Genomic DNA, 26,999 nt, shown 5'->3' on the forward strand with positions numbered 1-26,999 from the left:
CGCACACGGAACTTGCACGGCACGGCACGGAACGCACGGAACGGTCGGGTGACTTCATGCGAGCCAAGCGCCTTCTCGATCTCACCCTCGGCTCGGCGCTGTTGATCCTCACCGCACCCCTGGTGACGGTGGCGGCGCTCGCGGCGGCGCTCCGTCGCACCCCCGGCGGCGCCTTCGTACGCGAGACACGGACCGGACTGCACGGCGCCCCGATCACCGTCCGCTCGCTGCGCACCCGCCGGCTGCGGCTCGACCTGCTCTCCCGGCTGCCCCATGTCGTACGGGGTGAGCTGTCCCTCGTCGGCCCGGCGGCGCTCAGGCCCGGCGATCCGCGCGCCCGCAGGCGCTGGCGCCAGAGCGTGAAGCCCGGCCTGACCGGCCTCGCCCAGCTCCGGCGCCATTCGGTACTGCCGTGGGACGAGCCCGAGCTGCTCGATCAGCACTATGTGGAGCACCATGGGATCGGGCTGGACCTGAAGGTGCTGCTCGGCACCCTCCCGGCCTTGCTGCACGCGCCCGCCGAGGGCGGCCCGGCTGAGGGTGGCCTGAGCGACGCAGATCACCGCCTGCGCGGCTACAGTGCGGCGAAATAAGTGGGTAGTCTCAGCACGGACTGAATAAGTTACCGCTTAGTAAGTGCTGGATCTTCCCACCTCGCAGGCCCGAGGAGCCCCAATGCAACTCGCCGCGATCATCGTGTCGCTGGTCATCACGGTGGTGGCCGTCGCGCTGTTCGGCCGTGCCATCGCGCAGATCTACCGCTTCGTGCGGCTCGGCCAGCCGGTGCCCGCGGGCACCCGGACCGGCGATCCCACGCAGCGCACCATCACGCTGGTCAAGGAGTTCCTCGGCCACACCCGCATGAACCGCTGGGGCGTCGTCGGCGTGGCGCACTGGTTCGTGGCGGTGGGCTTCTTCTCGCTGCTGCTCACGATCGTCAACGCCTTCGGCCAGCTCTTCCAGGCCGACTGGCTGATCCCGATCATCGGCGACTGGCTGCCGTACGAGATCTTCACCGAGTTCCTCGGTCTGATGACGGTCCTCGGCATCCTGACCCTGATCGTGATCCGGCAGCTGAGCAGGCCGGGCAAGGCGGGCCGCAAGTCCCGCTTCGCGGGCTCCAAGACGGGCCAGGCGTACTTCGTCGAGGCCGTCATCCTCATCGTCGGCGTCTGCATCATGACGCTGCGTGCCCTGGAGGGCGCCCAGCACCACGTCACCAGCTGGGAGCCGGGCTTCTTCGCCTCGTACCCGCTGATCGCGCTGCTCGACGGCACGAGCCTGAGCACGCTCCAGCACCTCACCTACTTCTTCGCGGCGCTCAAGATCGTCACGTCCTTCACCTGGATGATCACGGTCTCGCTGAACACCAACATGGGTGTGGCCTGGCACCGCTTCCTGGGCTTCCCGAACATCTGGTTCAAGCGCAACGCCGACGGCTCCACCGCCCTCGGCGCGCTCCAGCCGATGACGTCCGGCGGCAAGGCGATCGACTTCGAGGACCCGGGCGAGGACGACGTCTACGGCGTCTCCCAGGTCGAGCAGTTCAGCTGGAAGGGCATCCTCGACTTCTCGACGTGTACGGAGTGCGGCCGCTGCCAGTCGCAGTGCCCCGCCTGGAACACCGGCAAGCCGCTCTCCCCCAAGCTCCTGATCATGTCGCTGCGCGACCACGCGCACGCCAAGGCCCCGTACCTGCTGGCCGGGGGCGGCAAGACGATGGAGGGCGAGGAGAAGGCGTCCGCCGAGGCCCTCGCCGACGTCCCGGCGGCCGCGCTGGCGGAGGCCGAGCGCCCGCTGATCGGCACCGTCGAGGAGAACGGCGTCATCGACCCGGACGTGCTGTGGTCCTGCACCACCTGCGGTGCGTGCGTGGAGCAGTGCCCGGTCGACATCGAGCACATCGACCACATCGTCGACATGCGCCGCTACCAGGTGATGATCGAGTCCAGCTTCCCCAGCGAGGCGGGCACGATGCTCAAGAACCTGGAGAAGAAGGGCAACCCCTGGGGCCTGGCCAAGAAGCAGCGCGTCGAGTGGACCAAGGAGGTCGACTTCGAGGTCCCGATCGTCGGCAAGGACGTCGAGGACCTCTCCGAGGTCGACTACCTGTACTGGGTCGGATGCGCGGGTGCCCTGGAGGACCGGGCCAAGAAGACCACCAAGGCCTTCGCGGAGCTGCTGCACATGGCGGGCGTCAAGTTCGCGATCATGGGCGGCGACGAGAAGTGCACCGGTGACTCGCCGCGCCGCCTCGGCAACGAGCCGCTGTTCCAGCAGCTGGGCCAGGAGAACGTGGCCATGCTGAACATGGCCTTCGGCGAGGACGACGAGGACGAGAGCACCAAGAAGCCCAAGTCCTCGAAGAAGATCGTCGCGACCTGCCCGCACTGCTTCAACACGATCGCGAACGAGTACCCGCAGCTGGGCGGCGAGTACGAGGTCATCCACCACACGCAGCTGCTCCAGCACCTCATCGACGAGGGCAAGCTCGTCCCGGTGACCCCGGTCGACGGCCTGATCACGTACCACGACCCCTGCTACCTGGGCCGCCACAACAAGGTCTACACGCCCCCGCGCGAGATCATGTCGGCCGTCCCGGGCCTGCGCCAGCAGGAGATGCACCGCCACAAGGAGCGCGGCTTCTGCTGCGGCGCCGGTGGTGCGCGCATGTGGATGGAGGAGCGCATCGGCAAGCGCATCAACACCGAGCGCGTGGACGAGGCGCTGTCGCTCAACCCCGACATCGTCTCGACGGCCTGCCCCTTCTGCCTCGTCATGCTGACCGACTCGGTCAACGGCAAGAAGAACGACGGCCAGGCCAAGGAGTCGCTCCAGGTCGTGGACGTGGCGCAGCTGCTGCTCGACTCCGTCAAGACGCCGGTGGACCCGGGAGCGGGTGACTCGGAGACCGAGCCGGCTCCGGAACCGGAACCCGTGAAGTAGTCGTCCTTCTGAATCGATGAGCGGCCGGACCTGCCTCGGGGGCAGGACCGGCCGCTTTCGTATGCGTACGCGTGCCTGTACGCGTATGTGCACGCTGCTGAGCCACTGACCTGACCTGACCTGACCTGGGGAAAACCCCCCGGGGTTCCCCTAGGGGATGTCACAGCTCGGCCGCAAAGGCCCCTGGTTACCGGGCTCGTGGCCGCCTGACAACGCGCGACCGGGTACGTTCGATTGCGTGGCTGGATTCAGGATCGGACGCGGCCGGGACAACAACCGCACCCCGCAGCAACAACAACGACCGCAGCAGTACGGCGGCGCCCCTGCCGCGCCCCCGTACCCGCAGCAGCAGTGGCCCCAGGCACAAGGGCCGGGACCGGGGCACGGGCATGGCCCGGGGCCGGGCGGCCACGGCGAGCCGGAGTACTTCGGCGACCCGTACCAGCAGCAGCCGGACCCGTACGGCTACGGCGCCCCGGGCCCTGCCCCCAGCGGTCACGGCGGGCACGGCGGCCACGGCGGGCACGGCGACCCGTATGCGAACACCCCCGGTCACACCACGGCGTTCAGCATCGGCGAGGACCCCTACGGCAACGGCGCCACCTACCGCGCCGGCGCCTCGACCGCCGCGCCCGCGGGCCCTCGGCTGACCTGGAAGGCCCTGCTGAGCGGCATCGTGCTGCGTCCGGGCCCGACGTTCCTCCAGATGCGCGACTACCCGGTCTGGGGCCCGGCCCTGTCCGTGTCGTTCCTCTACGGCCTGCTCGCGCTCTTCGGCTTCGACCAGACCCGCGAGGAGGCGATCAACGCACCGTTCTCCCAGGTGATCGTCTCCGTGCTCATCACCGGTACGGCCTTCGTCATCGGCGGGCTCATCCTCGGCGCGGTCACCCACACCCTGGCCCGCCAGCTCGGCGGCGACGGCGCGTGGCAGCCGACGGTCGGCCTCTCCATGCTGATCATGTCCATCACGGACGCCCCCCGGCTGCTCTTCGCCCTCTTCCTGGGCGGCGAGAACTCGCTGGTCCAGGTCGTGGGCTGGCTGACGTGGCTGGCGGCGGGCGCGCTGTTCACCGCGATGGTGAGCAGGTCGCACGACCTGCCGTGGCCGAAGGCGCTGGGCGCGTCGGCGATCCAGCTGATCGCGCTGCTGTCGATCATCAAGCTCGGCACGATCTGATCCGTACCTGATCCGTACGACGCGTGTGAGAGAGGCCCCGCCGGTATTCCGGCCGGGGCCTCTCTCATCTCTCACGCCTCATCTCTCACGCCTCATCCCTCACGCCTCATCCCTCACGCCTCATCCCTCACGCTTCATCCCTCACGCCTCATCCGTCGATCATCAACGCCACTCGACGCGCGTCAGAATCCGCTGGCTGTTGTTGCTGCGCCTCGGGTCCTCGGTGGTGCTCTTGACCCGCGCCAGCGCCTCGACCGTCGACGCCCGGTCCGGAGCGGTCACGTTCACCCGGAACCGCTGCACCTCGCCCGCCGCCAGCGTGCCGATCTCCCAGTCCACGTAGTTCAGCTGCGGGTTCAGCCCCGCCTCGCCGCCGCCACTGGGCTGCGGACTGACCGAGACCACCGAGATCACCCGCCTGTTCCCCCGCAGATCCAACGCGGCCACCACACCCTGCGCCGCCGCCGGACCCTTGTTCTTCACCGTCACCGTGTACGTGTACCGCTCCCCGGGCTCGACCTGCTTCGGCGCGTCCACCTTGATCTGCAGATCGGCCGTGTTCTCGGCCGGCGCCGTGACGCCCGTACCGGTGAGCGCCGCCGACTTCGTACCGGCATTCGACGCCACCGACAGCGTCGCCGTACGGAGTCCGGTGGCGGTGGGGGCGAAGGCGACCGTGACCGTGCAGGTGCCGGTCGGCGCCAGCACCGCTCCGCCGCAGTTGTTGCCGGTGATGGTGTAGTCGGCCGGGTTCGCACCGGCCAGGGTCACACCGGAGACGCTCACCGTGGTGGCGCCGGTGTTGGTCAGCGTGAACGTCTGCCCCGGCCCCGTCGTCCCCACCTTCTGATCGCCGAAGTTGTGACTCGACGGGCTGAGCGAGGCGGCGGGGACGCCCACCGGGAGCTCGTAGCTCACGGCATACGCCAGGGCGGCGAACGGATTCCCCCTGGGGAGCTGGCCGAAGCGCGCCGTGGCCGAGGTGGCGCCCGCGCCCCACACGCTCGTACCCAGAGCGACGTTGTCGGTGAAAGCCTGGGTGGTTCCGGTCGTCCCGTTGCTGTCGACCGTGAACACGACACCCGTCGGCACGATGTCGCCCCGGGCACCGACCCGGGCACTCGTGGCGCTGCTGGGGGTCAGTGGCGTGGCCGACGCCATCGAGACCTGACCGCCGACGGGGACCTCGACCGGATCGCCGACGAGGGCGACCTGCTTGTTCTCCGTACCGCCGGGGGTGGTGTAGATGGCGGCGAACCGCCACCGCACGTCTTCCCCGCCCTGGGCCGAGCCGGTGAACGTCGTGGAGGCCGAAGACCCGACGAGTCCTGGCGCGAAGTCGGACAGCACAGCCTTGACGACCGTCCGCCCGGCGATGACGTCGGAGGTGAGGGCGGCGGCGGGGATCGCCACGGTGGTGGTCCCGTTGCTGAACGAGTAGGTGGTGGCCGCCGTCGTCGAGGAGAAGAACACCACGCCGTCGACCAGGGTGCTGGTGGCCGGCGGCGCCGGAGCCAGCGCGTCCCCGCCGCCGGCCGGGGCCCCGGCGAACGCGAACCCGTCACCCGGCGTCTGTACGGTCTTGATCAGCACCTTGGGAACAGCGGAAGCGGCGGCTGCGGAAGCCGCGTCGGCATGGACGGCGCCACCCGGGAGCGCCACCAGCACGAGCCCGGCGGCCATCGCGGCCACGGCCCGCACAAGAAATCTGACTGTCATAGGGCCAGAAGAACCGCAATCCGGCCCCTCGCCCCTCTGACGACACGCCACCGCCTGCGTAATCAGCCGAACGGCGGCTCGGTCTGCCTCGTCATGAGCTGCGCCCGCCGCCCCAGGAGGGCCGACGGGCGCAGTCACGTCTCAAGGCCTCTCAGGCGCCTCTCAGACGCCTCAGACCCGCCTCAGGCGTCCAGCACCTGACCCTCTCGACGTACCACAGGCGGTTCGACCGACCAGGGGAAGTTAATCCAGTCATCCGTCCGCTTCCACACGTACTCGCACTTCACGAGGCTGTGGGACTTCTCGTAGATCACGGCGGACCGCACCTCGGCGACGGCATCGAGGCAGAAGTCGTGCACGAGCTTGAGCGTCTTGCCGGTGTCGGCGACGTCGTCCGCGATCAGGACCTTCTTGTTCGAGAAATCGATCGCGTTCGGCACGGGGGCCAACATCACGGGCATTTCGAGGGTCTGACCCACTCCTGTGTAGAACTCGACATTCACGAGGTGGATGTTCTTGCAGTCCAGCGCGTACGCCAGCCCGCCCGCGACGAAGACCCCGCCGCGCGCGATGGACAGCACGATGTCGGGCTCGTACCCGTCATCGGCGATGGTCTGGGCGAGTTCGCGGATGGCTCCGCCGAACTTCTCGTACGTCAGGTTCTCGCGCACTGCCTCACTCATGACGTACCGGTCCTCACACCTGCGTCCGATGGAAATTCATAAACGACCGGGAAGCCGTCGGCCCCCGCTGCCCCTGATACCGGGACCCGTACCGCTCACTCCCGTACGCGTGCTCCGCCGGCGAACTCAACCGGAACATGCACAGCTGCCCGATCTTCATCCCCGGCCACAGCTTGATCGGCAGGGTGGCCAGGTTCGACAGCTCCAGCGTGACATGCCCCGAGAACCCGGGGTCGATGAACCCGGCCGTCGAATGCGTCACCAGCCCGAGCCGCCCGAGGGAGCTCTTCCCCTCCAGCCGGGACGCGAGGTCGTCCGGCAGGCTGATCACTTCGTACGTCGACGCCAGCACGAACTCGCCGGGGTGCAGGATGAACGCCTCATCGCCCTCCGGCTCGACCAGCCGCGTCAGATCCGCCTGCTCGACGGCGGGGTCGATGTGCGGATAGCGGTGGTTCTCGAACACCCGGAAATAGCGGTCGAGCCGCACGTCGATGCTCGAGGGCTGCACCATCGAATCGTCGTACGGGTCGATACGCACCCGTCCCGCGTCGATCTCGGCCCGGATGTCCTTGTCTGAGAGAAGCACGCCCCGAGGATACGCAGAGCGCGCGGGCCCGCCCCAATCGGACGGGGTCCCGCGCGCTCCGCAGGCCCTCAGTGCTGCTGCAACTCCACAGGCACGGCATGCCTCAACCGCGCACACCGCGGACACCGAATAAGCCGCCCGGGCCCGATCCGGCCGGTACCGAGCTGCTGCATCGGGAACGTCGAGGTAGCGAAGACATGCCCCTCGGCACAGCGGACGACGGTGCGATCCGTCGCGTCCATGGAGTCCATCGGGTCCATCAAGTCCATCAAGTCCCTTCCCCAACAAGCGTGGACGAGATAGCCACATTAGGGGATGAACAGGACACCACCGCACCCGGCACTCCGCCCGCAACGGTACGCCTCAACCCCTCCACGCCGCAGCCACATCGCCTACCCCGCCCCCGAATCGGCCGCCGGTCCTCGACCGGGCCCGGACAGCACGAAGGCCCTCCGGGGCGATACACCGGGGGGCCTCGATGGGGTACAGTGTGCGACGATGCGGTAGCGATCAGTCGGACCGTTTCGCGGGTGTAGTTTAATGGTAGAACATGAGCTTCCCAAGCTCAGAGCGCGGGTTCGATTCCCGTCACCCGCTCCACTGCAAAGCCCCAGGTCAGCGACCTGGGGCTTGTTTGTTGGCAGACGAGTGTCGCTGCCCGCATTCCCTTCAGTCCCGCAAGAGGGGGCACGCGGAGGGGACGAAACCCTGCGTTGTCTCGCCGACAGTCCCGCATGAAGTTTCTGACCTGTACCTACGCCGTCATTACCACCACTACAGCCCGGTGGAAGCTCTGAGCCAGGGGTTCCCTGTACCGGATTCACAGGGCCGACTCGCACTACTGGGGAATAATCAAGACATGGCAGCCACGCCCAGCGTCCCCGATCTCCGCCGCACCAGATTCGCCCGGCGGCTTCCTGTCGAGCTCTCGGAGCTCGTCGGCCCCGCCCACGGCCACGTCGACCTTCCGCTGCACCTCGCGTGGTCCGGCCTGTCCCGGTTCGATCTCGACCAGCCCCGGTTGCGGATGAGCTGCTACCGGATCGTCCTGGCCGAGGGACAGCATGACGACCTGGTCCACTACCTGAACCAGGAGCTTCTCACCGCCATGTGGCCCGTCTTGCGCACGCTGATCAGCCGGGACATCCGTGACGTGTGGGAGAAAGCCTTCAGCGAACTGAGCCCCGACGCCCAGGCTGCTGCATGAATCTCACGGAACTGCACCGGCGGCTCCTTGCTGATGTCCTCGCCGTGGGCGACGTCTACCCGCTCGTGCTCACGGGTGGCTACGCCGTCCAGGCGCACGGACTGGTCAACCGGCTCAGCAAGGACCTCGATGTCGCCACCGAGAACCCGGAGCCGATGGAGAAGATCGCCGCCACCGTGCGCGCCGGGCTGGAACAACGCGGCTGGCAGGTGCGGGGATTGGAAACCGACCCGCTTTCCGCGCGGCTGATCGTCACCGACACCGCCACCGGCGAGGAGTGCGAGGTCGACGTCCTCAAGGAAGCACTCTGGCGTCCGCCGGTGAAGACCGAGCATGGCCTGGTGCTCTCGCTGGAGGACGTGGTCGGCACAAAGGTCCGCGCGCTGGCGGACCGTGGCCTTGCGCGTGACCTGATCGACGTCCGAGCGGCAACCGATCGCTGGAGTCGCATCGAGCTCGAAGAGCTCGGCCGCTGCCACGCCCGTGACAGCTTCGACCTCTCCGACCTTCAGGTCCGGCTCGCCGGGGCGGACTGGATCGATGACACCGAATTCGCCGCGTACGGACTCGACGACCATCAGACCATCGAGCTGCGTCAGTGGGCTCAGGAGTGGGCCGATGACATCGCCGAGAGACTCCAGGAAGCTGAAGGCCCGTCCGACGACTGATCACCAGGCACCGAACACGGCGCGAAAGCACCGCATCCCCGAGGGAGCCGATCCTGCCCCAGCCGTGCCCTTCGGGGCGGTGAACAGCGGTCAACCCGGGTACCGCCGGGCCAACGAGAAGCGCGGCATCAGAGGCCGTTTCGCAGGTCAGGCATAGATGATCGAGCTGGGCGACGGTGATTCCCAAGCTCAGAGCGCGGGTTCGGTTCCCGTCACCCGCTCCGGACAGAAGGCCCAGGTCATAGACCCGGGCCTTTGTTGTCGTCTGGACCTGCCTAAGCGTCCCGTGCCACATCCTTGCCAGATTCTTGATCATCCACTGCGTCACACTTCTCACGGACGAGCCTGTCGAGACCGGCAGCGGCCTCGCGCTCACCCTCGACATCTGAGTGATGCTAGATCTGTGCGGCCCGCTCGGTCGACTGGCCATCCCGCACCATCGTGTCCCTCGGCGTAGCCCCGGAACGGGGCATGACCGTATGCCAGGTGTGACGAAGATCGTAGAAACGGAAGCTGTCGGGAAGACCCACCTTTCGAGCCGACAACGGAACGTAGGGACGCCCGGAATCATGACGGCAAGCAGTAGATCCAAGCGCGGGAAGAGTTCTCCACTTCATCAAGGCACACGCCGCGCACGGCGCGGCGCGCGCGGCCCGCCCCGACGGCCGCACGCCGAACGGCGAAAGGTTGACGGTGGAGCAGGCCCGATGTGGCTGGGGCGCCCCATGGCGGCTCCCGCCCAAGCCGCTACACCGACCTCCGGGTACCGTCGACAGGCCGTATCGACTCAGGGGGAGCGCATTGTGAGCAGAAGGCGGTACGTGGCCAGAGGCGTCCCGGGTGGCTATCGCATCTGGGACAACAAGGGTCGACGCTGGTGGGGCGACCACTACGAGCTCTGCCCAGATGATCTGCTGGCGGAGCTGAACGGCGCAGGTAACTACGAGAAGATCACCGCGCTACTCAAGCGGTACAGGGCACAGAAGCGCTAGCCGCGTGCCCCTTCCGTGCCACTACCAGCCTCGACAGGTCCGACGATGTCCCCGCAGAGCACAACGGTTTCGGCCTATATCGCCCAGGTTTCAAAAAATGCCCAACTCCTTCCCGATGAAGAGCGCTGCCGAAGCAGGAACCAGCAAGCAAATGCCGATGCCGCCAAGCACATATGGTGCCACTGGCGTCGCTTTCGGGAAGTGGCCATCGGGTCGACGCTTGCGCGCAATAGCGAAGCGCCGGATAAACAGAGCGGCACTCAACATGAGCAGGAACGCGCCGACAAATTCATCGCCATCAAGCCGCATTGAATAAGGAAAAGGACGAGGCCAGCGGCCCAGGGCTTTGTTCGGGTTGCCTGCCGTGCTACGCCGCCCGGGCGAGTGCGGCCCGTCGGTAGCGGCCGGGCGGCAGCCCCCGTTCGCGGGCGAAGGCGCGGGAGAAGGTGAACTCCGAGGTGTAGCCCACGGCTTCGCCGATGTCGGCGACCCGCTCGTCGGTCTCGCGGAGCAGCCGCGCTGCCAGGGAGATGCGTACCCGGGACAGGTACGCCAGCGGCGAGTCCCTGACCAGCGCCTTGAACTGGCGGGCGAAGGCCGGGCGGGACATCGATACGGCGCGCGCAAGGCTTTCCACCGTCCATGGCTGCTCCGGCTCCTCGTGGATCAACGACAGCGCGGTGCCGATGCGCGGATCGCGCAACGCCGTCAGCCAGGACCGTGGCGCGATCTGCGGATCGGAGCCGACGCGGTCGAGCCAGGCGCGGATCACCTGTACGAACAGCACGTCGGTCAGGCGGGCGGCCACCGCCCGCGCTCCGGGCCTGTCGCGCGTCGTCTCGGCGACGAGCAGCCGGATGATTCCCTGCAGTTCCGGGTCGGCGCTCATGCCCGGCACATGCATGAGCGGCGGCAGCGCGGACAGGACCGGGTGCTGCGAGGCGTCGCCGTCGTACGTGAACTTGCCGCAGACGATACGGACGGTGGGCCCGTCGCCCCCGAGGTCGACGATGCCGTCCCGGTCGGCCGGGTGCGCGGCCTCCAGTTCCGCGTACGGCACGGCGGGTGCGTCGGGGTCACCCGTCAGCTGGTGCGGCTCGCCGCGCGGCAGCAGGACGACATCGCCGGGGACCAGTTGGAGCGGCGGTTGGCCGGCGGTGCGCAGCCAGCAGGTGCCCTCGGCGATGAGGTGGAAGCCTGCCGTGCCACTCTGATCGAGGCCGCAGCCCCAGCCGGATCCGCGGGAGCGGAGCTGGGCGAGCAGCACGCCCTTGAAGCCGGTGGTGGCCAGTACGTCCGCGAGTACGTCCATGCACGCACCCTACCTCGCTGAAGCGTCTCGACGATGAGACGATTGCGCAAGTTTTTCGAGAGTTCCTGTCATTGGATTGGCCTCAGACCTTCCCTAGAGTCAAAGGCGTCAAGAGACGACGCACCAGACCCGAACGGGGAAACCACACCATGAAGAGCCTCTTCGCCGCCCACACCCTCGGCTCCCTCACCCTGAACAACCGCATCGCCATGGCCCCCATGACCCGCTCCCGCCGCCCCGACCACATCCCCGACCTCGACACCGCCGAGTACTACCGTCAGCGCGCCGGCGCCGGCCTGATCATCACCGAGGGCACTTTCGTCTCTGCCGAGGCCCAGGGTTACGCGGACGTGCCCGGACTCTGGACGGACGAGCAGGCGGCAGGCTGGGCTGCTGTCACCGAGGCGGTCCACGGCGCCGGCGGTCGCGTCTTCGCCCAGCTCTGGCACGTCGGCCGCGTCTCCCACCGCTCCCTCCAGCCGGGTGGAGCCGCGCCTGTCGGGCCCAGCACCCGGCGCGCCCAGGCTCAGGTCTGGATCGGCGACGACGGGTTCGCCGACACCGACACGCCCCGAGCCCTGCGCACGGACGAGATCCCGCGCCTGATCGCCGACTTCACCGACGCGGCCGACCGCGCCGCGCGGGCGGGCTTCGACGGTGTCGAGCTCCACGGCGCCCACGGTTTCCTCATCGAGCAGTTCCTCAACCCCCGCGTCAACGACCGCACCGACCAGTACGGCGGCTCCGTCGAGAACCGCGCCCGGCTCCTGCTGGAGACCCTCGACGCCCTCGCCGACCGCGTCGGCGCCCACCGCGTGGGCGTCCGCCTCTCGCCGTTCACCCTCGCCAACGACCTCCCGGCGGACGATGAGGCCGAGGAGATGTACGCGTACCTCGCCCCGGAACTCGCCCGGCGCGGGCTCGCCTATGTCCACCTCAGCGACCTCCGCCTCAGCGGCGGCCCGGACATCGCGGAGGACTTCCTCAAGACCTTCCGGTACGCGTACGACGGCACCATCCTCCTCGCCGGCGGCCTGGACCGGACGCGGGCGGAGTACCTCCTGACCGCTGACCTCATCGACATCGCAGTCTTCGGCCGGCCCTTCATCGCCAACCCCGACCTCCCGGAGCGCCTGCGCGACGGCCTCCCGCTGGCCACCCCCGACCCGGCCACCTTCTACGGCGGCGGAGCCAAGGGCTACACCGACTACCCGCGCCACTGAGCCCCGGGGAGCATGCGCGACCCTGATCCACGCGCTGTCTTTCCGGAGCCCCTGGGGCTGCCCATCGGCCACCCGGGTCATTGTCCCGGGCCGTTCGGGGGGCGTGGGGCATCGCTTCGGCGTGCCTCCCACACCGGCGGGGCACCGGTTGTTCCCGGGTGTGGGTGCGCAGGCCGTCCATGCCGGAAGACGACAGCGGTGCAGGATCTCGGGCGTGCCCCGCGCGGAGACAGGAGAAGCGGATGCTCAAGGGATCAGCTCGTGCGGCGCTGTCGGCGACGGTGGCGGCAGCGGCGACGGGGGCGGTCGGCCTGGTCGGGGTGGTCCCGGCCGCCGCCGCGGGCGGGCGGCTCGCCGTGGTGGTGGACTGCCGCGGCAATCCCGTAGCCCTGCAGCCTGCCGTCGACAGCGCCGCCCCGGGGGCGACGCTCCTGGTGACCGGGACCTGCACCGGCCCCTTCACCATCGGCAAGGACCTGTCCCTGATCGGGCTCGGAGCCGCTGTCCTCGACGGCAACGACGCCGGGTCCACCGTGACCGTGACCGGAGCCGTCCGGGTGCGGCTGGACAAGCTGACCATCGCCAACGGCGCTGCCGGCGGCATCCTCAACAACGGCGGCACGGTGACGCTGACCGGCTCCACGGTGCGCGACAACCGCCCGAACAACTGCGGCGGGCGCGTTCCCGTCCCCGGCTGCGGCGGCTGACTTCCCCCTGTCCCGCAACAGGACCGGGCCCGGAAGCCACATGATGAAGCTCCGCCACGCCGCCCGCACCGGGCAGGGCGCGGCCGGCCATGTCCGCTGGTACTGACGGTGCGGGACGCTCCTTCGACGTGGCCCTCACGCGGCGGTAGAGCGTGCTCCAGGAGTTCGGCCGCCCTCCCGGGCCGCATCACCACGCTTCCCTAACCGACGGAGCCCGTACGGCCCCGGGCCCGGGCCCGGTCGCGGAACCAGGCGGTCGTTCCCACCAGCACCGCCACGCCCACCCCGTACAGGGGCAGCCACAGGGTCGTCGTGGCCGCCAGGCACTCGGCGACGGCCTGACGGGACTGCGCCTCCTGGGCGAACGCCAGGGCCGCGCCGTCACCGCCGGCCAGGTTCCCCAGCTCGGCCTCCGTATGGAGGGCCTCGTACCTGCCCAGCAGCTCGCAGTCGCCGCGCGTGCCCGGCATCGGGAACAGCCAGGCCTGGCGCTGCAGCAGGGGGGCGAGCGCGACGGCCACGCACAGGCCGACGACCAGGGCGTACGCGACCAGGCCGCGCATGTACGGCGAGCGGATGTCCGGCGACCACACCGCCCGTCGCTGGAAGGCGAGCATCACCGCGAGGAGTGTCACCCCGATGAACGTGGCGAACCACTGCCACGAGCCCTGGGCGAGCGCGAACGTCAGCACCGCGGCGAGTCCGATGCCGATGACCCCGGGAGCGGGCAGGGCATCGCCCTCGCCTGCTACGGCGGGTGCCGGTCTCGGGGTCACTCGGGGGCTGGGATCACTCACGGACCCTCCTGCGGGGGGAGTCATCAGCATCCCCCCGCGGAGCACCGCGGCCCTGGGTGCCATGCCGTACGGGCCGGGGGTCCCGCCCGGATGGCGGCGAGTGGGGAGGGACCACAGCCCGGCGTGCCAGTCCCGCCGCGGCTCGCCTCTGTCGAATACGCTGCGAAGACGTCCGGTCCGGCGTCCTTGACCACGTGTACGAGCCCTCCGCGCCGGTCCGGACGGCACAGCTGCCGGATGCGGGAAGGGGTGTGGCATGAAGTCCCCGGACGTGCACCTACGGGAGATCACCGACGACAACCGGGAGGCCGTCCGTGCCCTCCGCGTCCGACGTGACCAGAAGCAGTTCGTCGCGTCGGTGTCCAAGTCGCTCAAGCAGGCGGCCAAGACGCCGGAGGCCAATCCCTGGTACCGCGCCGTATACCGTGGCGACGAGCCGGTCGGCTTCGTGATGCTGGCGTGGAAACCGTCGGCCGGGCCTTTCAAGGGGAGGCACTTCATCTGGCGCCTCCTCGTCGACAAGCGGTACCAGAGGCGAGGCATCGGCCGAGAGGCGCTCACGCAGATCGCCGCCCTGGTGCGCGCGGACGGCGCCACCGAGCTGCTGACCAGCTACGAGCCCGGTGACGGCGAACCGTGGCCCTTCTACCGGAAGTTCGGGTTCGAGCCCACCGGGGAGATCGACGACGGCGAGATCGTTCTGCGGCTCACCTTCCCCGCCGGGTGAGCTCGCACGTTCCGCCGGTCGGCCGTGGAGCCGACCCGGTCAGCCGTGAAGGCGACGCCGGTCAGCCGTGAAGGCGACGCCGGTCAGCCGTGGATCCGACGGCGCCGCCAGTACGCCACCGTGGCCACGGCCAGCAGCGGACCCCACAGCAGCAGGGGCGCGTAGCTGGCGGTCATGACCCACCGGGCGAGGCCTGTCGGGGTGAGTTCGCCGCCCATGTTGTCGGGGGCGTTCCAGTGGAATGCCCCCGAGACCGATATCAGCGTGACCAGCACGGCGCCCGTGGCGGCGGGGATGACGGCGGCCAGGGGCGGGATGCGGCGGCCGCCGAGCCACGGCACCCAGTGGGGCAGGACCTCTCCCCAGCGCTGGACGAGGCCGAGGGCGAGCAGGCCGACCAGCTCGGCGAAGACGCTGAGCCCGATCATGTAGAAGGAGTACGGGCCCGGGTAGTTGCTGACGTGCAGCAGATCGCCTTCCTTGAACCCCGAGGGCACTCCGAAGGCGATGGCGGTGCGCCACAGCCCGGTCGGCACGAGCGTGAGGGCGGCGCCCCTGGCGGCCCAGCGGGCGGTGCGCGAGACACCGGGCACGGTGGCGAGCGCGGGGAGCGGGGTGGCGGCCGTTACGGGTGTGGTCGTAGCCATCGTCCAAGTCCTGTCCGGGAGGCGGTTGGTGGTGTTCCAAGGCTCCTTCCGCGCACCCTTCGGGGACCATTGGCCGAACGGCGGACCGTGGGGCCGGGGCGGCGGCCGGACTCTGCCGAACGGGGGATGCCGCGGCGGCCGGGGCGCTCGTAGGGTCGCGCCCATGACCGTGCTTCCGCGATACCTCTACGCCCCGGTGCTGGCGGGCGCCGCCGCGCTGTCCATCGCCGGTTCGCTCGCCCGTGTACCCGCCGAGTGGTCCCTGGCGGGGCTGGCATTGCTGCTGCCGCTGCTGGCGCTGGTGGCGCGCTGGTCGCCGGCCCGGTCCGGGAGCTCCGCGGGAGTCCTGGGGATCGTGGCGGTGGCGCTGTGGCCGGCCCCGCTGATGCGGGACCAGGGAGGGTCGTGGCTGGAGGCCTGCGGGGCGGCGGCGTTCTGGGCGCTGCCCGCCCTGGGGGCGGTCGCCGTCGGAGGCCACCTGCGCCGGCAGGCGGCCCGGACCCGGCGGGCCGTCCGGGACGCCCGGCGCGACCAGCAGCTGGAACTGGCGCGGGATCTCCACGACTTCGTCGCGCACGACGTGAGCGCCATCGTGGTGCAGGCGCAGGCGGCCCGGTTCGTCGCCGGTACGGATCCGCGTCAGGCCGTACGCGCCCTGGAGCGCATCGAGGCGGCGGGGCTGAGCGCGCTCGACTCGATGGACCGGACGGTGCACGCCCTGCGGGAAGCGGGCGGCGGCCTTGCGGCTCCCGCCCCCGGGCTCGGCGCACTGGCGGAGCTCGTGGGCCGGTTCGAGGGCGGGGTCCTGGAGGCCGAGGAGGAGGCGCTCGGCGCCCTGTCCCGGGAGGCGGACACCGCCGCGTACCGGGTGGCGGTGGAGGCACTGACGAACGTACGACGGCACGCACCCGGTGCGCACACCGTGCGGGTCGCTTTGCGCCGGAGCCCGGCCGGGATCGAGCTGGCCGTGGCCAACACCGCGCCCCCGCGCGGCCCGCGGAACCGTCTCGCCCGGCGCCGGCACACGGGCGGCACGGGGCTCACGGGGCTGCGGGAGCGGGTGGAGGCCGCGGGAGGCACGCTCGGCGCGGGCCCCGCCGACGGGGGCGGCTGGCGGGTTTCGGCGGTCTTCCCTGCGGACGGGACCACCCAAGGGTGATCATGATGCCGTGACCACGAGCATCCTGATAGCCGACGACCAAGAGGACATCCGCAGCGGATTCCGGCTGATCCTCGACTCGCAGCCGGACATGACGGTGGTGGGGGAGGCCGCGGACGGGGAGAGCGCGGTGGCGCTGGCCCGGGAACTGCGCCCGGACGTCGTGCTGACCGACATCCGCATGCCCCGCCTGGACGGGCTGGAGGTGACCCGGCTGCTGTCCCCGCAGAGCCGGGTCGTGGTGGTGACCACCTTCGACCTGGACGAGTACGTACACACCGCGCTGCGGGCCGGTGCCTGCGGCTTCCTGCTGAAACGGTCCGGGCCGGCGCTGCTGATCGAGGGGGTCCGGGCGGCGATGGCCGGGGACACGCTGATCAGCCCGCAGATCACTGTGCGGCTGCTGAGCCGGCTGTCGGGTCCCGAGGTGAAGGCGTCCACGACGGCCGCGCAGGTCCTGACGGGGCGGGAGCTCGAGATCGTACGGCTGGTGGCGCGGGGGCACACGAACGCCGAGATCGGTGCGGAGCTGTTCATCAGCGCGGGGACGGCGAAGACCCATATCGCGAACGTGCAGGCCAAACTCGGGGCACGGAACCGTGTGGGGATCGCGGCGTGGGCCTGGGAACACGGCGTGGTGGGACCGGAGTAGGCCCGGCGTCGCCGCCCCGAGCGGATCAGCGCGTCGTCACCTGACGCTGCGCGGCAGGTGGAGTCGCGGCAGAGACGGCGGCGGAGGCGGCGGTCCTTCGGGCCGCGACGACGACGGCGACCGTCGCGGCGGCGGTGAGCAGGAGCGTCGCGGCGAGTGCCGCGAGGGTCGCGGTGTCCGGGTGGATCAGCGACTGGCCGCGGGCGGCCTGCCAGGTCACGATCGCGACCAGGACGGAGTAGCCGAGCGCGGCGCTGCCCACCAGCCGGGCACGGACCCGCTCGTCCCGCAGCCAGATGTGCCGGGCCGAGAGCGCTGCCAGCACGAAGGTGAGCAGGAGCAGGACCTGGATGCCGTGCAGGGCGAAGAAGTGCGGGACCCGGAAGTCGCCGCCGGTGACGCTCCAGTTGGTGAGGGGCATGCCGTGGCCGTCGGGGTCACCGATGCCGTGGCCCTGGTACATCGGGATGGCGGTGCCGTTGGCGTCGGTGACGGTACGGGGGTGGATCCCGCCGACCATCCAGTAGACCGGGATGAGCATGCCGGCGATCGCGAGTCCGAGTCCGGCGCTGATCGCCCGGTTCAGGTCCTTGCCGCCGGTGCGCTGGATCAGCACGACGACGGCGACGACCAGCTGCGCGATGACGATGACCATGACACCGAGGCTGAGGACCGGTACCAGGGCCAGGGTGATCGGGTCGCCCTGGTCGGCGTTGAAGTGGCTGAACGTGCCGCGCGCGGCCTGCAGAGTGATGGCGCCGACCTCGGCGGCCACGGCGAGCGCGAGGACGGTACCGCCCCACCGGGCCAGGCGTCTTCCTCGGTCCAGCCTGCTCAGCAGCCAGGCCAGCGTGGCGGCGTAGAGGGCGAAGGCGAAGGAGAACTTCAGCGGCTTGACCCATACCGACTCGCCCAGCAGGGTCCGGCCGTCCACGGCCGTTCCGACACCGCAGAGGACCATGAGGGCCGTCATCAGGGCGGCGCAGAGCATCAGCGGGCGGTGCCAGTCGCGCCAAGCGGTGCGCCAGGTGGAGCGTGTGGGATCGGGCAGCGTCATCGTGGGTCCCCCTGTGGCGATCAGCGTTTACTTCTGAGTGAAAGCTAGCTTGCGTTTATATATTCGTCAACGCACATCGCCCATCGAAATCCCCAGCACACAAGGAGATTTGCAAGGATACTTGCAATGACAATGGCGACGAATGCAATACGTTCACTCGCGACTTGCAATGAGATGAGGGTGAACGTAAGACTGTTCACCCGCGACGACAGGAGGCCACACCCATGCCCGGAGGCAGGCTGACCCACCAGGACCGCCGGCGAATCGCCGAGGGACTGGCCGCGGGGCTCACCCCCACCGAGATCGCGGGCCGGCTGGAGCGACCGCTGTCCACCATCACCCGGGAGGTGACGCGCAACGGCGGCCCCGACGGCTATCAGGCCGACCAGGCGCAACGCGCCACCCAGGAACGTGCTCGCCGGCGTAGACCAACTCCGGTCCCGGCCCCCGCCCCTGCCGGTGGCCCGGCATCGGAGCAGCCGCCCGGCGGCGACCCGGACCGTGAAGTCCGTGCGCTCGAAGAGCAGTTCACCGCGATCGTGATCGGCACGGGGCTCCCCCGTATGACCGCCCGCGTGCTGGCCTGCCTCTACCTCACCGACAGTGGCAGCCTGTCCGCCGCCGACCTGGTCCAACGGCTGCGGGTCAGCCCGGCCTCCGTCTCCAAGGCCATCGGCGAACTCGAACAGCAGGAGCTGATCCGCCGTGAGCGTGACCCGCGCCGACGGCGCGACCGCTACGTCATCGACGCGGACGCCTGGTTCCGCAGTTGGACGGCGAGTGCCCGCCAGAACACCGCACTCGCCGACTTCGCCCGTACGGGCGCCGAGACCCTCGGCGTCACCAGCCCCGCCGGCGCCCGGCTGCGGGACATCGGCGACTTCTTCGAGCACGTCGGGCGCGCCATGCTGCAAGCCGCCGAGCAGTGGCGCCAGGACCACTCCCCCGGCCGTGCCCAGCACCGCTAGCGGGGCGCGGTGTCGTCCGCCGGGAACGCGGCGCCGTGGCCGGGCACGATCAGGTCCGCGGCGGCGAGTACCCGGAGCCGGGAGGCCAGGTGCGTCTCGTGGTCCGGGGCGACCGGGTCCTCGACCGGGCCGTTGGGGCGCCACCACAGGTCACCCACGAAGGCCACGACACCCGAGTCCGTGCCCGCCAGCAGGGTGATGTCCTCGCGGCTGTGTCCCGGGGTGCGGATCAGCCTGAGCGACGGGGTCAGTTCGTAGCCCTCGGCGTCGCGGTCGGTCCACTGGTCGTTCCGGTAGATCGCCTTGTGGTCGTGGACGCGAGCCACGCCGAAGAGGCCGACGTTCATGGTGTTGTCCGGATGGTGGTGGCTGAGCACCACATCGGTGATGTCGTCGGGGCCGAGCCCCAGCTCCGCGAGCGGCCCGAGGATCCGCTCGCGGCCGGCCACCATGCCCGGGTCGACGATCACGTGGCGATCCCCGTCGCCGACGTAGGAGACGGTGGCGGCCACCCCCGGGCCGGTGGAGAGGGTGTAGCCCGTGGTCAGGATCGTGTACGTGGCGCTGCGGCCGAACGGTGCGTCTGTCATGGCCCCAAGTCTTCTGCGCAGGGCCCTCCTTCACGAGTGGCCGTGCTGCCACCGATCGCAGGAATCGTGCCTCGCGGAAATCGAGCCGCGTGCCACACTGCCCGCATGCCCCCCTTCGTGACCGTCGCCGCCTACGCCTCTCCCGGTGTCGGGATGCTCGGAGCGGGCATCGTCGCCGAGGTCTTCGACGCGCGCGGCCAGGACCTGCCCCGCTTCGACTTCGCCCTGTGCACCGAACGGCCCGGACGGATCCGCAGTGATGTCGGGCTGCCGCTCGTGGTCGAGCACGGACTGGACCGGCTGGCCTCGGCCGACCTGGTGATCGCCCTGCCCTGGGCGGACTTCCGCACCCCGCCGGGACCCGCCGTGCTCGATGCGCTGACCACCGCGCACGAGCGCGGCGCGCTGGTCGCGGGACACTGTGTCGGCGCCTTCGCGCTCGCCGCGGCCGGACTGCTCGACGGGCGGCGCGCCACCACGCACTGGCGGTTCGCGGGCCTGCTGGCCGAACGCCACCCGGACGTCACCGTCGAACCCGACGCCCTGTACATCGACGAAGGCCGGATCGCCACGGGCGCGGGGGCCGCCGCCGGCTTCGACCTGTGCCTGCACCTCCTGCGGCGGGAGTACGGCGCCGCCACGGCCAACGCCATCGCCCGGGACCTGGTCCTGCCGTCCCACCGCGACGGCGGACAGGCCCAGTACCTGGCCACCCCGGCCCCCGAGGACTGCGACGACGACCGGCTCGCCGATGTGCTCGCCTGGGCCCGTGAGCACCTCCACGAGTCGCTTCCCGTCGCGGAGCTGGCCCGCCGGGCCCTGATGAGCAGGCGCTCCTTCGCCCGCCGCTTCGCCGCCGCGACCGGCACCACCCCGCACGCCTGGCTGCTCGGCCTGCGGCTCAGCCGCGCCGAGGAACTCCTGGAGACCACGGACCTGCCCGTCGAGGAGATCGCCCGCCTGGTCGGCTTCGGGAGCGCGGCCGTCCTGCGCGCGCAGTTCGTACGGCGCCGGGGCGTACCGCCCCGCTCCTACCGCCGCTCCTTCACCCGCACGCCGTAGTCGGCACGCGATTGAGGGAGCGGCGGGCGACCGTCGCAACGCGCCGACGGCGGAGCCCCTACAGGCTGTCGAGCGGGACCGACGGATCGGCCAGCCGCTCCGGGTCCACCGTCCGGCCGGAGCGCACGAGTTCCTTGATGGCGTCGGTGACGTCCCAGACGTTGACGTTCATCCCGGCCAGCACGCGGCCCTCGCCGATCCAGAAGGCGATGTACTCCCCGCCGGACGGGTCGCCCCGGAACAGCACGCGGTCGTAGGCGCCGGGCGCGGCATAGCCGGTGTACTCCATGCCGAGCTCGTACTGGTCGGTGAAGAAGTACGGCATCCGGTCGTAGGACACGTCCTCGCCGAGCATCGCGCGGGCGGCGGTCCTGGGCTGGTTGAGGGCGTTGGCCCAGTGCTCGACCCGGATGCTGCGGCCGAGGACGGGGTGGGAGGCGTTGGCGACGTCACCGGCCGCGTAGATGTCCGGGTCGGAGGTGCGCAGCGTGTCGTCGGTGCGGATGCCGTTGTCCACCTCGAGCCCGGCGGCCTCGGCGATCGCGGAGTTCGGGGTGATGCCGATGCCGACGACGACCACGTCGGCGTCCAGGACGTCGCCGCCCGTGAGCCGGACTCCGGTGACCTTGCCGCCCTCGCCGGTGATCTCCGCGACCTCGGTGCCCAGGTGGAAGGTGACGCCGTGCCTGATGTGCAGGTCGCGGAAGAGGGCGGCCACGTCGTCGCCGAGGACGGCGCGCAGCGGCAGCGAGTCCATCTCGACCACGCTCACCGCACAGCCGTGCTCCCGGGCGGCGGCGGCCGTCTCCAGCCCGATCCACCCGGCCCCGATCACCACGACGCGGGACCCGGCGCGGAAGTCGGCGAGCAGCCGGTCGCTGTCCTCCAGCCGGCGCAGATAGCGCACCCCGTCGAGATCGGCGCCCGGCACCGGCAGACGGCGCGGCGTCGAGCCGGTGGTCAGCAGCAGCTTGGCGTAGCCGAGCGTCTCGCGGCCGTCGAGGGTGACGGTGTGCGCGGCGGGGTCGATCGAGGTGACGGTGTGCCCGAGGCGCAGCTCGATCCCGTGCTCGTCGTACCACGACGGCTTCTCCTGGACGTAGGCCTTGTCCCGGGGGTCCTTGCCGAGCAGGTACCCCTTGGACAGCGGCGGCCGCTCGTACGGGAGCTCGCTCTCGTCGCCGATCAGGACGATCCTGCCCGCGTGCCCCGCCGCACGCAGTTCCTCCGCCGCCTTGGCTCCGGCGAGAGACGCGCCGACGATCACGTACGGGGAGTCACTCCCGGCGCCGCCCGCCGCCGTGCCCGCTGAACTCGTACTCATGCCCAACTCCTCGTGAAGGTAAGGGAATCGGCCCCAGCCTTGCGGGAGAGGCGTCCGCATGTCGAGACCCGCCCGGACGTGTCGCGGCCAACTGCTGCGCATGCCGGGCCGGGGGGGCGGCCCGCCCTCGGCGAGGGCGGGCCACGTCCTGGTTACGGCGCGGGGGCGTAGCTGACGCTGTAGCCGGGGCAGCCGGGTGCGAGCTGGCGGAGGGCTTCGCGTTCGGTGGTGTCGGCGGTGAGTCCCCAGCGGAGCTTGGTGGCGATCCACTCCGAGGCGTAGCGACACCTCACGTCGAGGGACGGCGGCAGCCACTCGGCCGGGTCCTTGTCGGCCTTGCTGCGGTTCGAGGCGGCGGACACGGCGACGAGGGAGCGGTCTTCGTCGAGGTCGTTGGCGTATGCCTCGCGGCGCCCCGCGGTCCACTGGGACGCTCCGGAGTCCCAGGCCTCGGCGAGCGGCACCAGGTGGTCGACGTCCAGGGCGGAGGCGGAGGTCAGCCACTTGTTGTCGTAGTACGACCACCAGAGTCCGCCGGAGAGCTTGCAGCCGGGGAGGACCTCCGGACTCTCGGCCGCTTCGTGGAGCAGGACTTCCATTCTGGTGTTGCACCCGTCGGACGGGTTCTTGCCGGCGTTCCAGTGCTTGAAGCTGGTGCGCTGGTAGCCCTCCCGTACCTCGACGGCGACCGGGAGCGCCTCGACCGCGGCGGGCAGGAGGAGCGTCTCGACGGCGGGGGCGGGGGCGTGGGCATGGGCGGGGGCGGGCGACGCGAGCGGCAGGACCGCCAGCGCGGCCGCCGTGGCAGCGCGCATGAGGTTCTTGATCACGCACAGCAGCGTTGGCGGCCATTAACTCGTTCGAGATGATCGACTCGAACGAGTGCGCCAGATGGACGCCTCAGTTCACCCCGGAGACCGGGCAGGGGACCGGACGGTGTCCAGAAGGCCGGTGGGTCGCGCCCTCCCGCGCGACCGCGGCGCCCGGCCCCGGCCGCCGCTCCTCCCCCGTCGCCCTACCCCTACGCTTGACCGGGCCAGGTCATGAATTGACGAAGCGTTACGGATCGGAGCATGCGGTGGCGACGGGGGAAACAAGCGGCGGCGAGCTGATAGGGAAGGTGCTCGGAGGGCGTTACCGGGTGACCGCCATGCTCGGGCGCGGCGGCATGGGAGTGGTCGGCCGGGCGGTGGACGAACTGCTCAACCGAGAGGTCGCCGTCAAGGTCCTGCGGGCGTACACCGACGCCTCCGCGTCCGACCTCGCCGACCTGCGCACCCGGATGCAGCGCGAGGCGCAGGCCGCCGCCCGGATCCGGCACAGCGGTGTGGTCACCGTGCACGACGTGACCGAGGAGGAGGGCCTGCCGGTCATCGTCATGGAACTCGTCGAGGGGCCCTCGCTCGACGACGTACTGACGGAGCGCGGCGCGATCGAGCCGCACGAAGCCGCCGCCATCGGCGCCAAGCTGATGGACGCGCTCGACGCCGCGCACCGGGTCGGTGTGCTGCACCGGGACGTCAAGCCGGGAAACGTGCTTCTGGAGCACGGCGAGCGAAGCGAGATGGGGGTCCCCCCGGCCGGAGGCTGGGGGAGGGTCGTGCTCACCGACTTCGGCATCGCCACCATGGACTCCGGCGACGACGCGATGGCCAAGCTGACGCAGAGCGGCCAGCTCGTCGGCTCCCTCGACTATCTGCCGCCGGAGCGCGCGCAGGGCAGGGAGCCCGGCCCCGCGTCGGACATCTGGTCGCTCGGCATGACGCTGTACGCGGCGGTGGAGGGCACGTCGCCGTTCCGCCGTACGTCCGCGTGGTCCACGTTGTCGGCGATCGTCACCGAGCCCCTGCCGGAAGCCCGCCGGGCGGGGCCGCTCGCGCCGGTGCTGCAGGCGCTGATGGCGAAGGAGCCGGAGAGCCGGCCGACCGCCGACCAGGCGCGCGAGATGCTGGAGCGGGTGGCCACGGGCGGCACGGTGACACTCACGCCGCCGGGCCACGCACATGTGCCCACGCAGGCCACCATCCCGACGCCGCCGCCCGGGTTCGGTCCCGCGACGCCGTTCCAGGAGCCGTCCGCGCAGCCCCCGTACACCGGCTACCCGCCGCAGGGCCAGCCGTACGCCGGCTACCCGCAGCAGGGCCAGCCGCACACCGTTCCGCAGCACGGCGCGCCGGTCGCGGGCCCCGCCGGAGTCCCCGCTGGAGTCCCCGCCCCCGAAACGACCCGCACCGCACTCCGTCGCGCACAGCGCCGGACCCGGAGCCGCACCCTCATCGCGTCGTCGGCCGCCGCCGTGGTCCTCGCCGCCGGCGGCATCACCTACGCCCTGACCTCCCAGCAGGGCGGTACGACCCCGAACGCCTCGGGGGAGACGTCCCCCGGCTCCAGTCCCTCGGCGGGCAGCCACCAGCCGCACGGGAGCAACACCCCGTCGTCCGCCTCTCCTTCCGGCACGTCCTCGTCGCCGTCCGCCTCGCAGGAGACGGAGGAACGCGAGGACAAGGACACGGACAAGGACACGGAGCCGGAACCGGGTCCCACGCCGGCGCCCGGCGACGACGCCGACGAGCCGGCCACGGATCCGACCGCTCCCCCCAAGGCCACGCCCAGCGCCACGGTGAAGGAGCCGACTCCGGTGTCGACGGGCTGCACCGGCTGGGCCCGCCAGAACAACAGCGACGGCTACGCGTACCTGTCCCAGAACTCCCACCTCTACACCGGGCCGTACGCGGAGTGCTCCTATGTGACCGCGGTCAAGTCCGGTGTGAAGGTCTACTACCACTGCTACGTCACCAATGCCCATGGCAACAAGTGGATCTACGCCCGTATCCAGGGCACGGAGACCGAGGGCTGGGTGTTCGCCGACAAGACCAACAAGGGGAGCGGCACACTCGGCCGCTGCTAGCGGCTCTGGGTGTGCGGCGTTCAGGTGAGGCGGTGTGCGAACGATGAGGCAGGCAGCACGTACGGAGCGCCTGCTCGTCGCGCTCGCCGTACTCGTCGCGTGTCTGCTGCTGTTCCACGCCGCCGTACCCAATACGGCCGGACGCGCGGGCAGCCTTCTGGAGACGTTTCTGCCCTGGCTCGGTCTGGCCGTCCCGCTCCTGACGTGCGTGGCGTTGCTGCGCCGCTCGGTCGCCGCGCTGTCCGCCGTGCTGCTGCCCGCGGCGGCCTGGCTCGGTGTGTTCGGCGGCCTGCTGCTGCCGCCGTCCGGCGCGTCGTACGACATCACGGCACTGCAGCACAACGTCAGCGACGAGAACCCGGATCCGGCCGGCACCGCACGTGCCCTGCTGAGGGCGGACGCCGACCTCATCGCCCTCCAGGAGCTGACGCCCTCCCATGCGCGGGCCTTCGCCTCGGCGCTGGCGGCCGACTACCCCCACCACGCGGTCGTCGGCACGGTCGGACTGTGGTCGAAGCTGCCCCTCACCGGCGTACGGGCCGTGGACATCAGTCCGCCGAGCATGCCGGAGCGCACGAGGGAGGGCTGGAGCCGCGGGCTGAGGGCGACCGCCGGAACACCACGGGGCGATGTCGCCGTGTACGTGGCACATCTGCCCTCGGTCCGCCTCGGCCCGCGCACGGGGTTCGCCTCGGCGTGGCGGGACGAGAGTGCCGCTCTGCTCGGCCGGGCGATAGGCGCTGAGCCGCTGGAGCGGGTGATTCTGCTCGGGGACCTCAACAGCACGGTGGACGACCGCGGGCTTGACCCGGTCGGCTCGCGGATGGCCGCGCCGGACTCGGGCTTCGCGTTCAGTTGGCCGGCGGCGTTCCCGGTGGCCCGGATCGACCAGATCATGACCAGGGCCGCGACCGTCACCCACGTCTGGTCGCTTCCGGCGACGGGGAGCGACCACCTGCCCGTCGCCGGCCGGATCCGGCTCTGAACGAGCCGGATGGCCGGATCTGCCGGACCGGACCTAACGGTGCTCGGGGTTGGGGAAGTCGAAGCGGCAGCCGGCGTCCCACTCGGAGCGCTGGTTGCCGTGGGCCGGGATGCCGCCCGCCTGCTTGAGCAGGGCGGCCAGGTGCATCAGGTTCCAGGTCATGAAGGTGGTGTTGCGGTTGGTGAAGTCGTTCTCCGGCCCGCCGGACCCCGGGTCGAGATACGAGGGCCCGGGGCCGGCCTCACCGATCCAGCCCGCGTCCGCCTGTGGCGGGACGGTGTAGCCGAGATGCTGGAGGCTGTAGAGGACGTTCATCGCGCAGTGCTTCACACCGTCCTCGTTGCCCGTGATCAGACAGCCGCCGACGCGCCCGTAATACGCGTACTGGCCCCGGTCGTTGAGCAGCGACGAGCAGGCGTAGAGCCGCTCGATGACCTGCTTCATGACGGAGCTGTTGTCCCCCAGCCAGATCGGCCCGGCCAGCACGAGGATGTCGGCCGCCATCACACGCTCGTACAGCGCGGGCCACTCGTCGCGGTCCCAGCCGTGCTCGGTCATGTCCGGCCAGACGCCGGTCGCGATGTCGTGGTCGACGGCCCGTACGAGCTCGGTCGTGACGCCGTTCGACTCCATCACCTCACGGCTCCTGTCGATCAGGCCCTGGGTGTTGCTGACGTCGGGAGAGCGCTTGAGCGTGCAGTTGACGAACATCGCACGCAGGTCGTCGTAACGGGCGGGCGGGTGGACGGTCACGAGCGCTCCTGGATCCTGCCGCCGTGCCGTTCACGGCGGTGCGACGCCGTCCATCGTGCGGGCCGGGCGGCCGGCGCGGCCGCTTCGGCACGGCCCGCGCCCATGGAGCACTCCGACGGCCGAACGCCCACGGCCGGAAGCGGT

General features: G+C 70.6%; 27 protein-coding genes, 1 tRNA gene and 1 pseudogene. 17 read left to right on the forward strand and 12 right to left on the reverse strand.

Annotation, left to right across the window (positions count from 1 at the left end):
- The first annotated feature begins 56 nt into the window (after window positions 1-56).
- The 3 genes from ABT342_RS23095 (at window position 57) to ABT342_RS23105 (ending at window position 4,126) form a co-directional block, all read left to right on the forward strand.
- Window positions 57-593 (forward strand): sugar transferase, encoded by a 537-nt coding sequence (locus ABT342_RS23095; RefSeq protein ID WP_351576930.1) that lies wholly within the window; start codon window positions 57-59, stop codon window positions 591-593.
- Between the two features lie 82 nt (window positions 594-675).
- A complete protein-coding gene (locus tag ABT342_RS23100) occupies window positions 676-2,946 on the forward strand; it encodes a (Fe-S)-binding protein (RefSeq protein WP_351576933.1) in 2,271 nt (756 codons plus the stop codon).
- A gap of 238 nt (window positions 2,947-3,184) precedes the next feature.
- Window positions 3,185-4,126 carry a Yip1 family protein gene (locus tag ABT342_RS23105; RefSeq protein ID WP_351576936.1) on the forward strand — a complete coding sequence of 314 codons (942 nt, stop codon included), beginning with the start codon at window positions 3,185-3,187 and terminating at the stop codon, window positions 4,124-4,126.
- A 162-nt stretch (window positions 4,127-4,288) separates the two neighbouring features.
- Here ABT342_RS23105 and ABT342_RS23110 read toward each other — a convergent pair whose 3' ends face one another.
- The 3 genes from ABT342_RS23110 to dcd all read right to left on the reverse strand — a co-directional run bounded on the left by ABT342_RS23110 (window position 4,289) and on the right by dcd (window position 7,117).
- Window positions 4,289-5,845 carry a choice-of-anchor D domain-containing protein gene (locus ABT342_RS23110; protein WP_351576939.1) on the reverse strand — a complete coding sequence of 519 codons (1,557 nt, stop codon included), beginning with the start codon at window positions 5,843-5,845 and terminating at the stop codon, window positions 4,289-4,291.
- A 182-nt stretch (window positions 5,846-6,027) separates the two neighbouring features.
- Complete coding sequence (locus ABT342_RS23115; protein WP_351576942.1) at window positions 6,028-6,528, reverse strand: phosphoribosyltransferase; 501 nt, start codon at window positions 6,526-6,528, stop codon at window positions 6,028-6,030.
- A gap of 13 nt (window positions 6,529-6,541) precedes the next feature.
- On the reverse strand, window positions 6,542-7,117 hold the full coding sequence (dcd, locus tag ABT342_RS23120; protein WP_351576944.1) for a dCTP deaminase: 576 nt from the start codon (window positions 7,115-7,117) through the stop codon (window positions 6,542-6,544).
- 526 nt (window positions 7,118-7,643) lie between these two features.
- On the opposite strand from dcd, the gene ABT342_RS23125 reads away from it, so the two are divergent.
- The 3 genes from ABT342_RS23125 to ABT342_RS23135 all read left to right on the forward strand — a co-directional run bounded on the left by ABT342_RS23125 (window position 7,644) and on the right by ABT342_RS23135 (window position 8,992).
- Window positions 7,644-7,717, forward strand: a tRNA-Gly gene (locus ABT342_RS23125).
- 259 nt (window positions 7,718-7,976) lie between these two features.
- A complete protein-coding gene (locus tag ABT342_RS23130) occupies window positions 7,977-8,324 on the forward strand; it encodes a transcriptional regulator (RefSeq protein WP_351576947.1) in 348 nt (115 codons plus the stop codon).
- Window positions 8,321-8,992 carry a nucleotidyl transferase AbiEii/AbiGii toxin family protein gene (locus tag ABT342_RS23135; protein WP_351576950.1) on the forward strand — a complete coding sequence of 224 codons (672 nt, stop codon included), beginning with the start codon at window positions 8,321-8,323 and terminating at the stop codon, window positions 8,990-8,992. The genes ABT342_RS23130 and ABT342_RS23135 overlap by 4 nt, the downstream gene beginning before the upstream one ends.
- A gap of 275 nt (window positions 8,993-9,267) precedes the next feature.
- Here ABT342_RS23135 and ABT342_RS23140 read toward each other — a convergent pair.
- A pseudogene (locus tag ABT342_RS23140) lies at window positions 9,268-9,522 on the reverse strand (tyrosine-type recombinase/integrase); the annotation flags it as partial.
- 273 nt (window positions 9,523-9,795) lie between these two features.
- On the opposite strand from ABT342_RS23140, the gene ABT342_RS23145 reads away from it, so the two are divergent.
- Together ABT342_RS23145 and ABT342_RS23150 are read left to right on the forward strand one after the other, a co-directional pair.
- Window positions 9,796-9,984 carry a hypothetical protein gene (locus ABT342_RS23145; RefSeq protein ID WP_351576953.1) on the forward strand — a complete coding sequence of 63 codons (189 nt, stop codon included), beginning with the start codon at window positions 9,796-9,798 and terminating at the stop codon, window positions 9,982-9,984.
- Between the two features lie 45 nt (window positions 9,985-10,029).
- Window positions 10,030-10,296 carry a hypothetical protein gene (locus ABT342_RS23150; protein WP_351576956.1) on the forward strand — a complete coding sequence of 89 codons (267 nt, stop codon included), beginning with the start codon at window positions 10,030-10,032 and terminating at the stop codon, window positions 10,294-10,296.
- Window positions 10,297-10,351: 55 nt separating this feature from the next.
- Here the strand turns inward: ABT342_RS23150 and ABT342_RS23155 are convergent, their stop codons facing one another.
- Entirely contained in the window at window positions 10,352-11,296 is a 945-nt protein-coding gene (locus ABT342_RS23155) for an AraC family transcriptional regulator (protein WP_351576959.1), read from the reverse strand.
- 149 nt (window positions 11,297-11,445) lie between these two features.
- On the opposite strand from ABT342_RS23155, the gene ABT342_RS23160 reads away from it, so the two are divergent.
- The gene (locus ABT342_RS23160) at window positions 11,446-12,519 is read left to right on the forward strand and encodes an alkene reductase (protein ID WP_351576962.1); all 1,074 of its coding nucleotides are present in this window, start codon (window positions 11,446-11,448) and stop codon (window positions 12,517-12,519) included.
- Between the two features lie 242 nt (window positions 12,520-12,761).
- Complete coding sequence (locus ABT342_RS23165; protein ID WP_351576965.1) at window positions 12,762-13,226, forward strand: right-handed parallel beta-helix repeat-containing protein; 465 nt, start codon at window positions 12,762-12,764, stop codon at window positions 13,224-13,226.
- Between the two features lie 200 nt (window positions 13,227-13,426).
- Here the strand turns inward: ABT342_RS23165 and ABT342_RS23170 are convergent, their stop codons facing one another.
- Window positions 13,427-14,023 carry a hypothetical protein gene (locus ABT342_RS23170; protein ID WP_351576968.1) on the reverse strand — a complete coding sequence of 199 codons (597 nt, stop codon included), beginning with the start codon at window positions 14,021-14,023 and terminating at the stop codon, window positions 13,427-13,429.
- A gap of 256 nt (window positions 14,024-14,279) precedes the next feature.
- Here ABT342_RS23170 and ABT342_RS23175 point away from each other — a divergent pair, with 256 nt between their 5' ends.
- A complete protein-coding gene (locus ABT342_RS23175) occupies window positions 14,280-14,750 on the forward strand; it encodes a GNAT family N-acetyltransferase (RefSeq protein ID WP_351576971.1) in 471 nt (156 codons plus the stop codon).
- Window positions 14,751-14,833: 83 nt separating this feature from the next.
- Here ABT342_RS23175 and ABT342_RS23180 read toward each other — a convergent pair whose 3' ends face one another.
- A complete protein-coding gene (locus tag ABT342_RS23180; RefSeq protein ID WP_351576974.1) occupies window positions 14,834-15,397 on the reverse strand; it encodes a hypothetical protein in 564 nt (187 codons plus the stop codon).
- 163 nt (window positions 15,398-15,560) lie between these two features.
- On the opposite strand from ABT342_RS23180, the gene ABT342_RS23185 reads away from it, so the two are divergent.
- Window positions 15,561-16,556, forward strand: a complete 996-nt coding sequence (locus ABT342_RS23185) for a sensor histidine kinase (RefSeq protein ID WP_351576976.1) — start codon at window positions 15,561-15,563, stop codon at window positions 16,554-16,556.
- Between the two features lie 10 nt (window positions 16,557-16,566).
- Window positions 16,567-17,208 (forward strand): response regulator, encoded by a 642-nt coding sequence (locus ABT342_RS23190; RefSeq protein ID WP_351576979.1) that lies wholly within the window; start codon window positions 16,567-16,569, stop codon window positions 17,206-17,208.
- 25 nt (window positions 17,209-17,233) lie between these two features.
- Here the strand turns inward: ABT342_RS23190 and ABT342_RS23195 are convergent, their stop codons facing one another.
- Window positions 17,234-18,265 (reverse strand): hypothetical protein, encoded by a 1,032-nt coding sequence (locus ABT342_RS23195; protein ID WP_351576982.1) that lies wholly within the window; start codon window positions 18,263-18,265, stop codon window positions 17,234-17,236.
- 224 nt (window positions 18,266-18,489) lie between these two features.
- Here ABT342_RS23195 and ABT342_RS23200 point away from each other — a divergent pair, with 224 nt between their 5' ends.
- Entirely contained in the window at window positions 18,490-19,233 is a 744-nt protein-coding gene (locus ABT342_RS23200; protein ID WP_351576985.1) for a GbsR/MarR family transcriptional regulator, read from the forward strand.
- On the opposite strand, the gene ABT342_RS23205 is transcribed toward ABT342_RS23200, so the two are convergent.
- Window positions 19,230-19,823, reverse strand: coding sequence for an MBL fold metallo-hydrolase (locus ABT342_RS23205; protein ID WP_351576988.1), 594 nt, complete (start codon window positions 19,821-19,823; stop codon window positions 19,230-19,232). The genes ABT342_RS23200 and ABT342_RS23205 overlap by 4 nt on opposite strands.
- Before the next feature lie 105 nt (window positions 19,824-19,928).
- Here ABT342_RS23205 and ABT342_RS23210 point away from each other — a divergent pair, with 105 nt between their 5' ends.
- Window positions 19,929-20,885, forward strand: coding sequence for a GlxA family transcriptional regulator (locus ABT342_RS23210; protein WP_351576991.1), 957 nt, complete (start codon window positions 19,929-19,931; stop codon window positions 20,883-20,885).
- A 58-nt stretch (window positions 20,886-20,943) separates the two neighbouring features.
- Here the strand turns inward: ABT342_RS23210 and ABT342_RS23215 are convergent, their stop codons facing one another.
- Window positions 20,944-22,209 (reverse strand): NAD(P)/FAD-dependent oxidoreductase, encoded by a 1,266-nt coding sequence (locus ABT342_RS23215; protein ID WP_351576994.1) that lies wholly within the window; start codon window positions 22,207-22,209, stop codon window positions 20,944-20,946.
- A 152-nt stretch (window positions 22,210-22,361) separates the two neighbouring features.
- The gene (locus tag ABT342_RS23220) at window positions 22,362-23,039 is read right to left on the reverse strand and encodes an HNH endonuclease family protein (protein ID WP_351576997.1); all 678 of its coding nucleotides are present in this window, start codon (window positions 23,037-23,039) and stop codon (window positions 22,362-22,364) included.
- Between the two features lie 248 nt (window positions 23,040-23,287).
- On the opposite strand from ABT342_RS23220, the gene ABT342_RS23225 reads away from it, so the two are divergent.
- Together ABT342_RS23225 and ABT342_RS23230 are read left to right on the forward strand one after the other, a co-directional pair.
- Window positions 23,288-25,117 (forward strand): serine/threonine-protein kinase, encoded by a 1,830-nt coding sequence (locus ABT342_RS23225; protein WP_351577000.1) that lies wholly within the window; start codon window positions 23,288-23,290, stop codon window positions 25,115-25,117.
- Between the two features lie 43 nt (window positions 25,118-25,160).
- On the forward strand, window positions 25,161-26,102 hold the full coding sequence (locus ABT342_RS23230; RefSeq protein WP_351577004.1) for an endonuclease/exonuclease/phosphatase family protein: 942 nt from the start codon (window positions 25,161-25,163) through the stop codon (window positions 26,100-26,102).
- 33 nt (window positions 26,103-26,135) lie between these two features.
- Here the strand turns inward: ABT342_RS23230 and ABT342_RS23235 are convergent, their stop codons facing one another.
- On the reverse strand, window positions 26,136-26,813 hold the full coding sequence (locus ABT342_RS23235; protein ID WP_351577096.1) for a flavodoxin family protein: 678 nt from the start codon (window positions 26,811-26,813) through the stop codon (window positions 26,136-26,138).
- Between the last annotated feature and the right edge of the window lie 186 nt (window positions 26,814-26,999).

This window comes from Streptomyces sp. NPDC000410, from assembly GCF_040300305.1.
In the GTDB taxonomy this organism is placed as follows: Bacteria; Actinomycetota; Actinomycetes; order Streptomycetales; family Streptomycetaceae; genus Streptomyces.

What these genes read in the sequence shown, in the direction of transcription:
- ABT342_RS23235 (WP_351577096.1), bottom strand. Translation starts at nt 26,813, where the DNA reads ATGTTCGTCAACTGCACGCTCAAGCGCTCTCCCGACGTCAGCAACACC.
- ABT342_RS23100 (WP_351576933.1), top strand. Translation starts at nt 676, where the DNA reads ATGCAACTCGCCGCGATCATCGTGTCGCTGGTCATCACGGTGGTGGCC.
- ABT342_RS23205 (WP_351576988.1), bottom strand. Translation starts at nt 19,823, where the DNA reads ATGACAGACGCACCGTTCGGCCGCAGCGCCACGTACACGATCCTGACC.
- ABT342_RS23110 (WP_351576939.1), bottom strand. Translation starts at nt 5,845, where the DNA reads ATGACAGTCAGATTTCTTGTGCGGGCCGTGGCCGCGATGGCCGCCGGG.
- ABT342_RS23160 (WP_351576962.1), top strand. Translation starts at nt 11,446, where the DNA reads ATGAAGAGCCTCTTCGCCGCCCACACCCTCGGCTCCCTCACCCTGAAC.
- ABT342_RS23115 (WP_351576942.1), bottom strand. Translation starts at nt 6,528, where the DNA reads ATGAGTGAGGCAGTGCGCGAGAACCTGACGTACGAGAAGTTCGGCGGA.
- ABT342_RS23195 (WP_351576982.1), bottom strand. Translation starts at nt 18,265, where the DNA reads ATGACGCTGCCCGATCCCACACGCTCCACCTGGCGCACCGCTTGGCGC.
- ABT342_RS23175 (WP_351576971.1), top strand. Translation starts at nt 14,280, where the DNA reads ATGAAGTCCCCGGACGTGCACCTACGGGAGATCACCGACGACAACCGG.
- ABT342_RS23135 (WP_351576950.1), top strand. Translation starts at nt 8,321, where the DNA reads ATGAATCTCACGGAACTGCACCGGCGGCTCCTTGCTGATGTCCTCGCC.
- ABT342_RS23180 (WP_351576974.1), bottom strand. Translation starts at nt 15,397, where the DNA reads ATGGCTACGACCACACCCGTAACGGCCGCCACCCCGCTCCCCGCGCTC.
- ABT342_RS23130 (WP_351576947.1), top strand. Translation starts at nt 7,977, where the DNA reads ATGGCAGCCACGCCCAGCGTCCCCGATCTCCGCCGCACCAGATTCGCC.
- ABT342_RS23165 (WP_351576965.1), top strand. Translation starts at nt 12,762, where the DNA reads ATGCTCAAGGGATCAGCTCGTGCGGCGCTGTCGGCGACGGTGGCGGCA.
- ABT342_RS23185 (WP_351576976.1), top strand. Translation starts at nt 15,561, where the DNA reads ATGACCGTGCTTCCGCGATACCTCTACGCCCCGGTGCTGGCGGGCGCC.
- ABT342_RS23200 (WP_351576985.1), top strand. Translation starts at nt 18,490, where the DNA reads ATGCCCGGAGGCAGGCTGACCCACCAGGACCGCCGGCGAATCGCCGAG.
- ABT342_RS23215 (WP_351576994.1), bottom strand. Translation starts at nt 22,209, where the DNA reads ATGAGTACGAGTTCAGCGGGCACGGCGGCGGGCGGCGCCGGGAGTGAC.
- ABT342_RS23210 (WP_351576991.1), top strand. Translation starts at nt 19,929, where the DNA reads ATGCCCCCCTTCGTGACCGTCGCCGCCTACGCCTCTCCCGGTGTCGGG.
- ABT342_RS23095 (WP_351576930.1), top strand. Translation starts at nt 57, where the DNA reads ATGCGAGCCAAGCGCCTTCTCGATCTCACCCTCGGCTCGGCGCTGTTG.
- ABT342_RS23155 (WP_351576959.1), bottom strand. Translation starts at nt 11,296, where the DNA reads ATGGACGTACTCGCGGACGTACTGGCCACCACCGGCTTCAAGGGCGTG.
- ABT342_RS23150 (WP_351576956.1), top strand. Translation starts at nt 10,030, where the DNA reads ATGTCCCCGCAGAGCACAACGGTTTCGGCCTATATCGCCCAGGTTTCA.
- ABT342_RS23230 (WP_351577004.1), top strand. Translation starts at nt 25,161, where the DNA reads ATGAGGCAGGCAGCACGTACGGAGCGCCTGCTCGTCGCGCTCGCCGTA.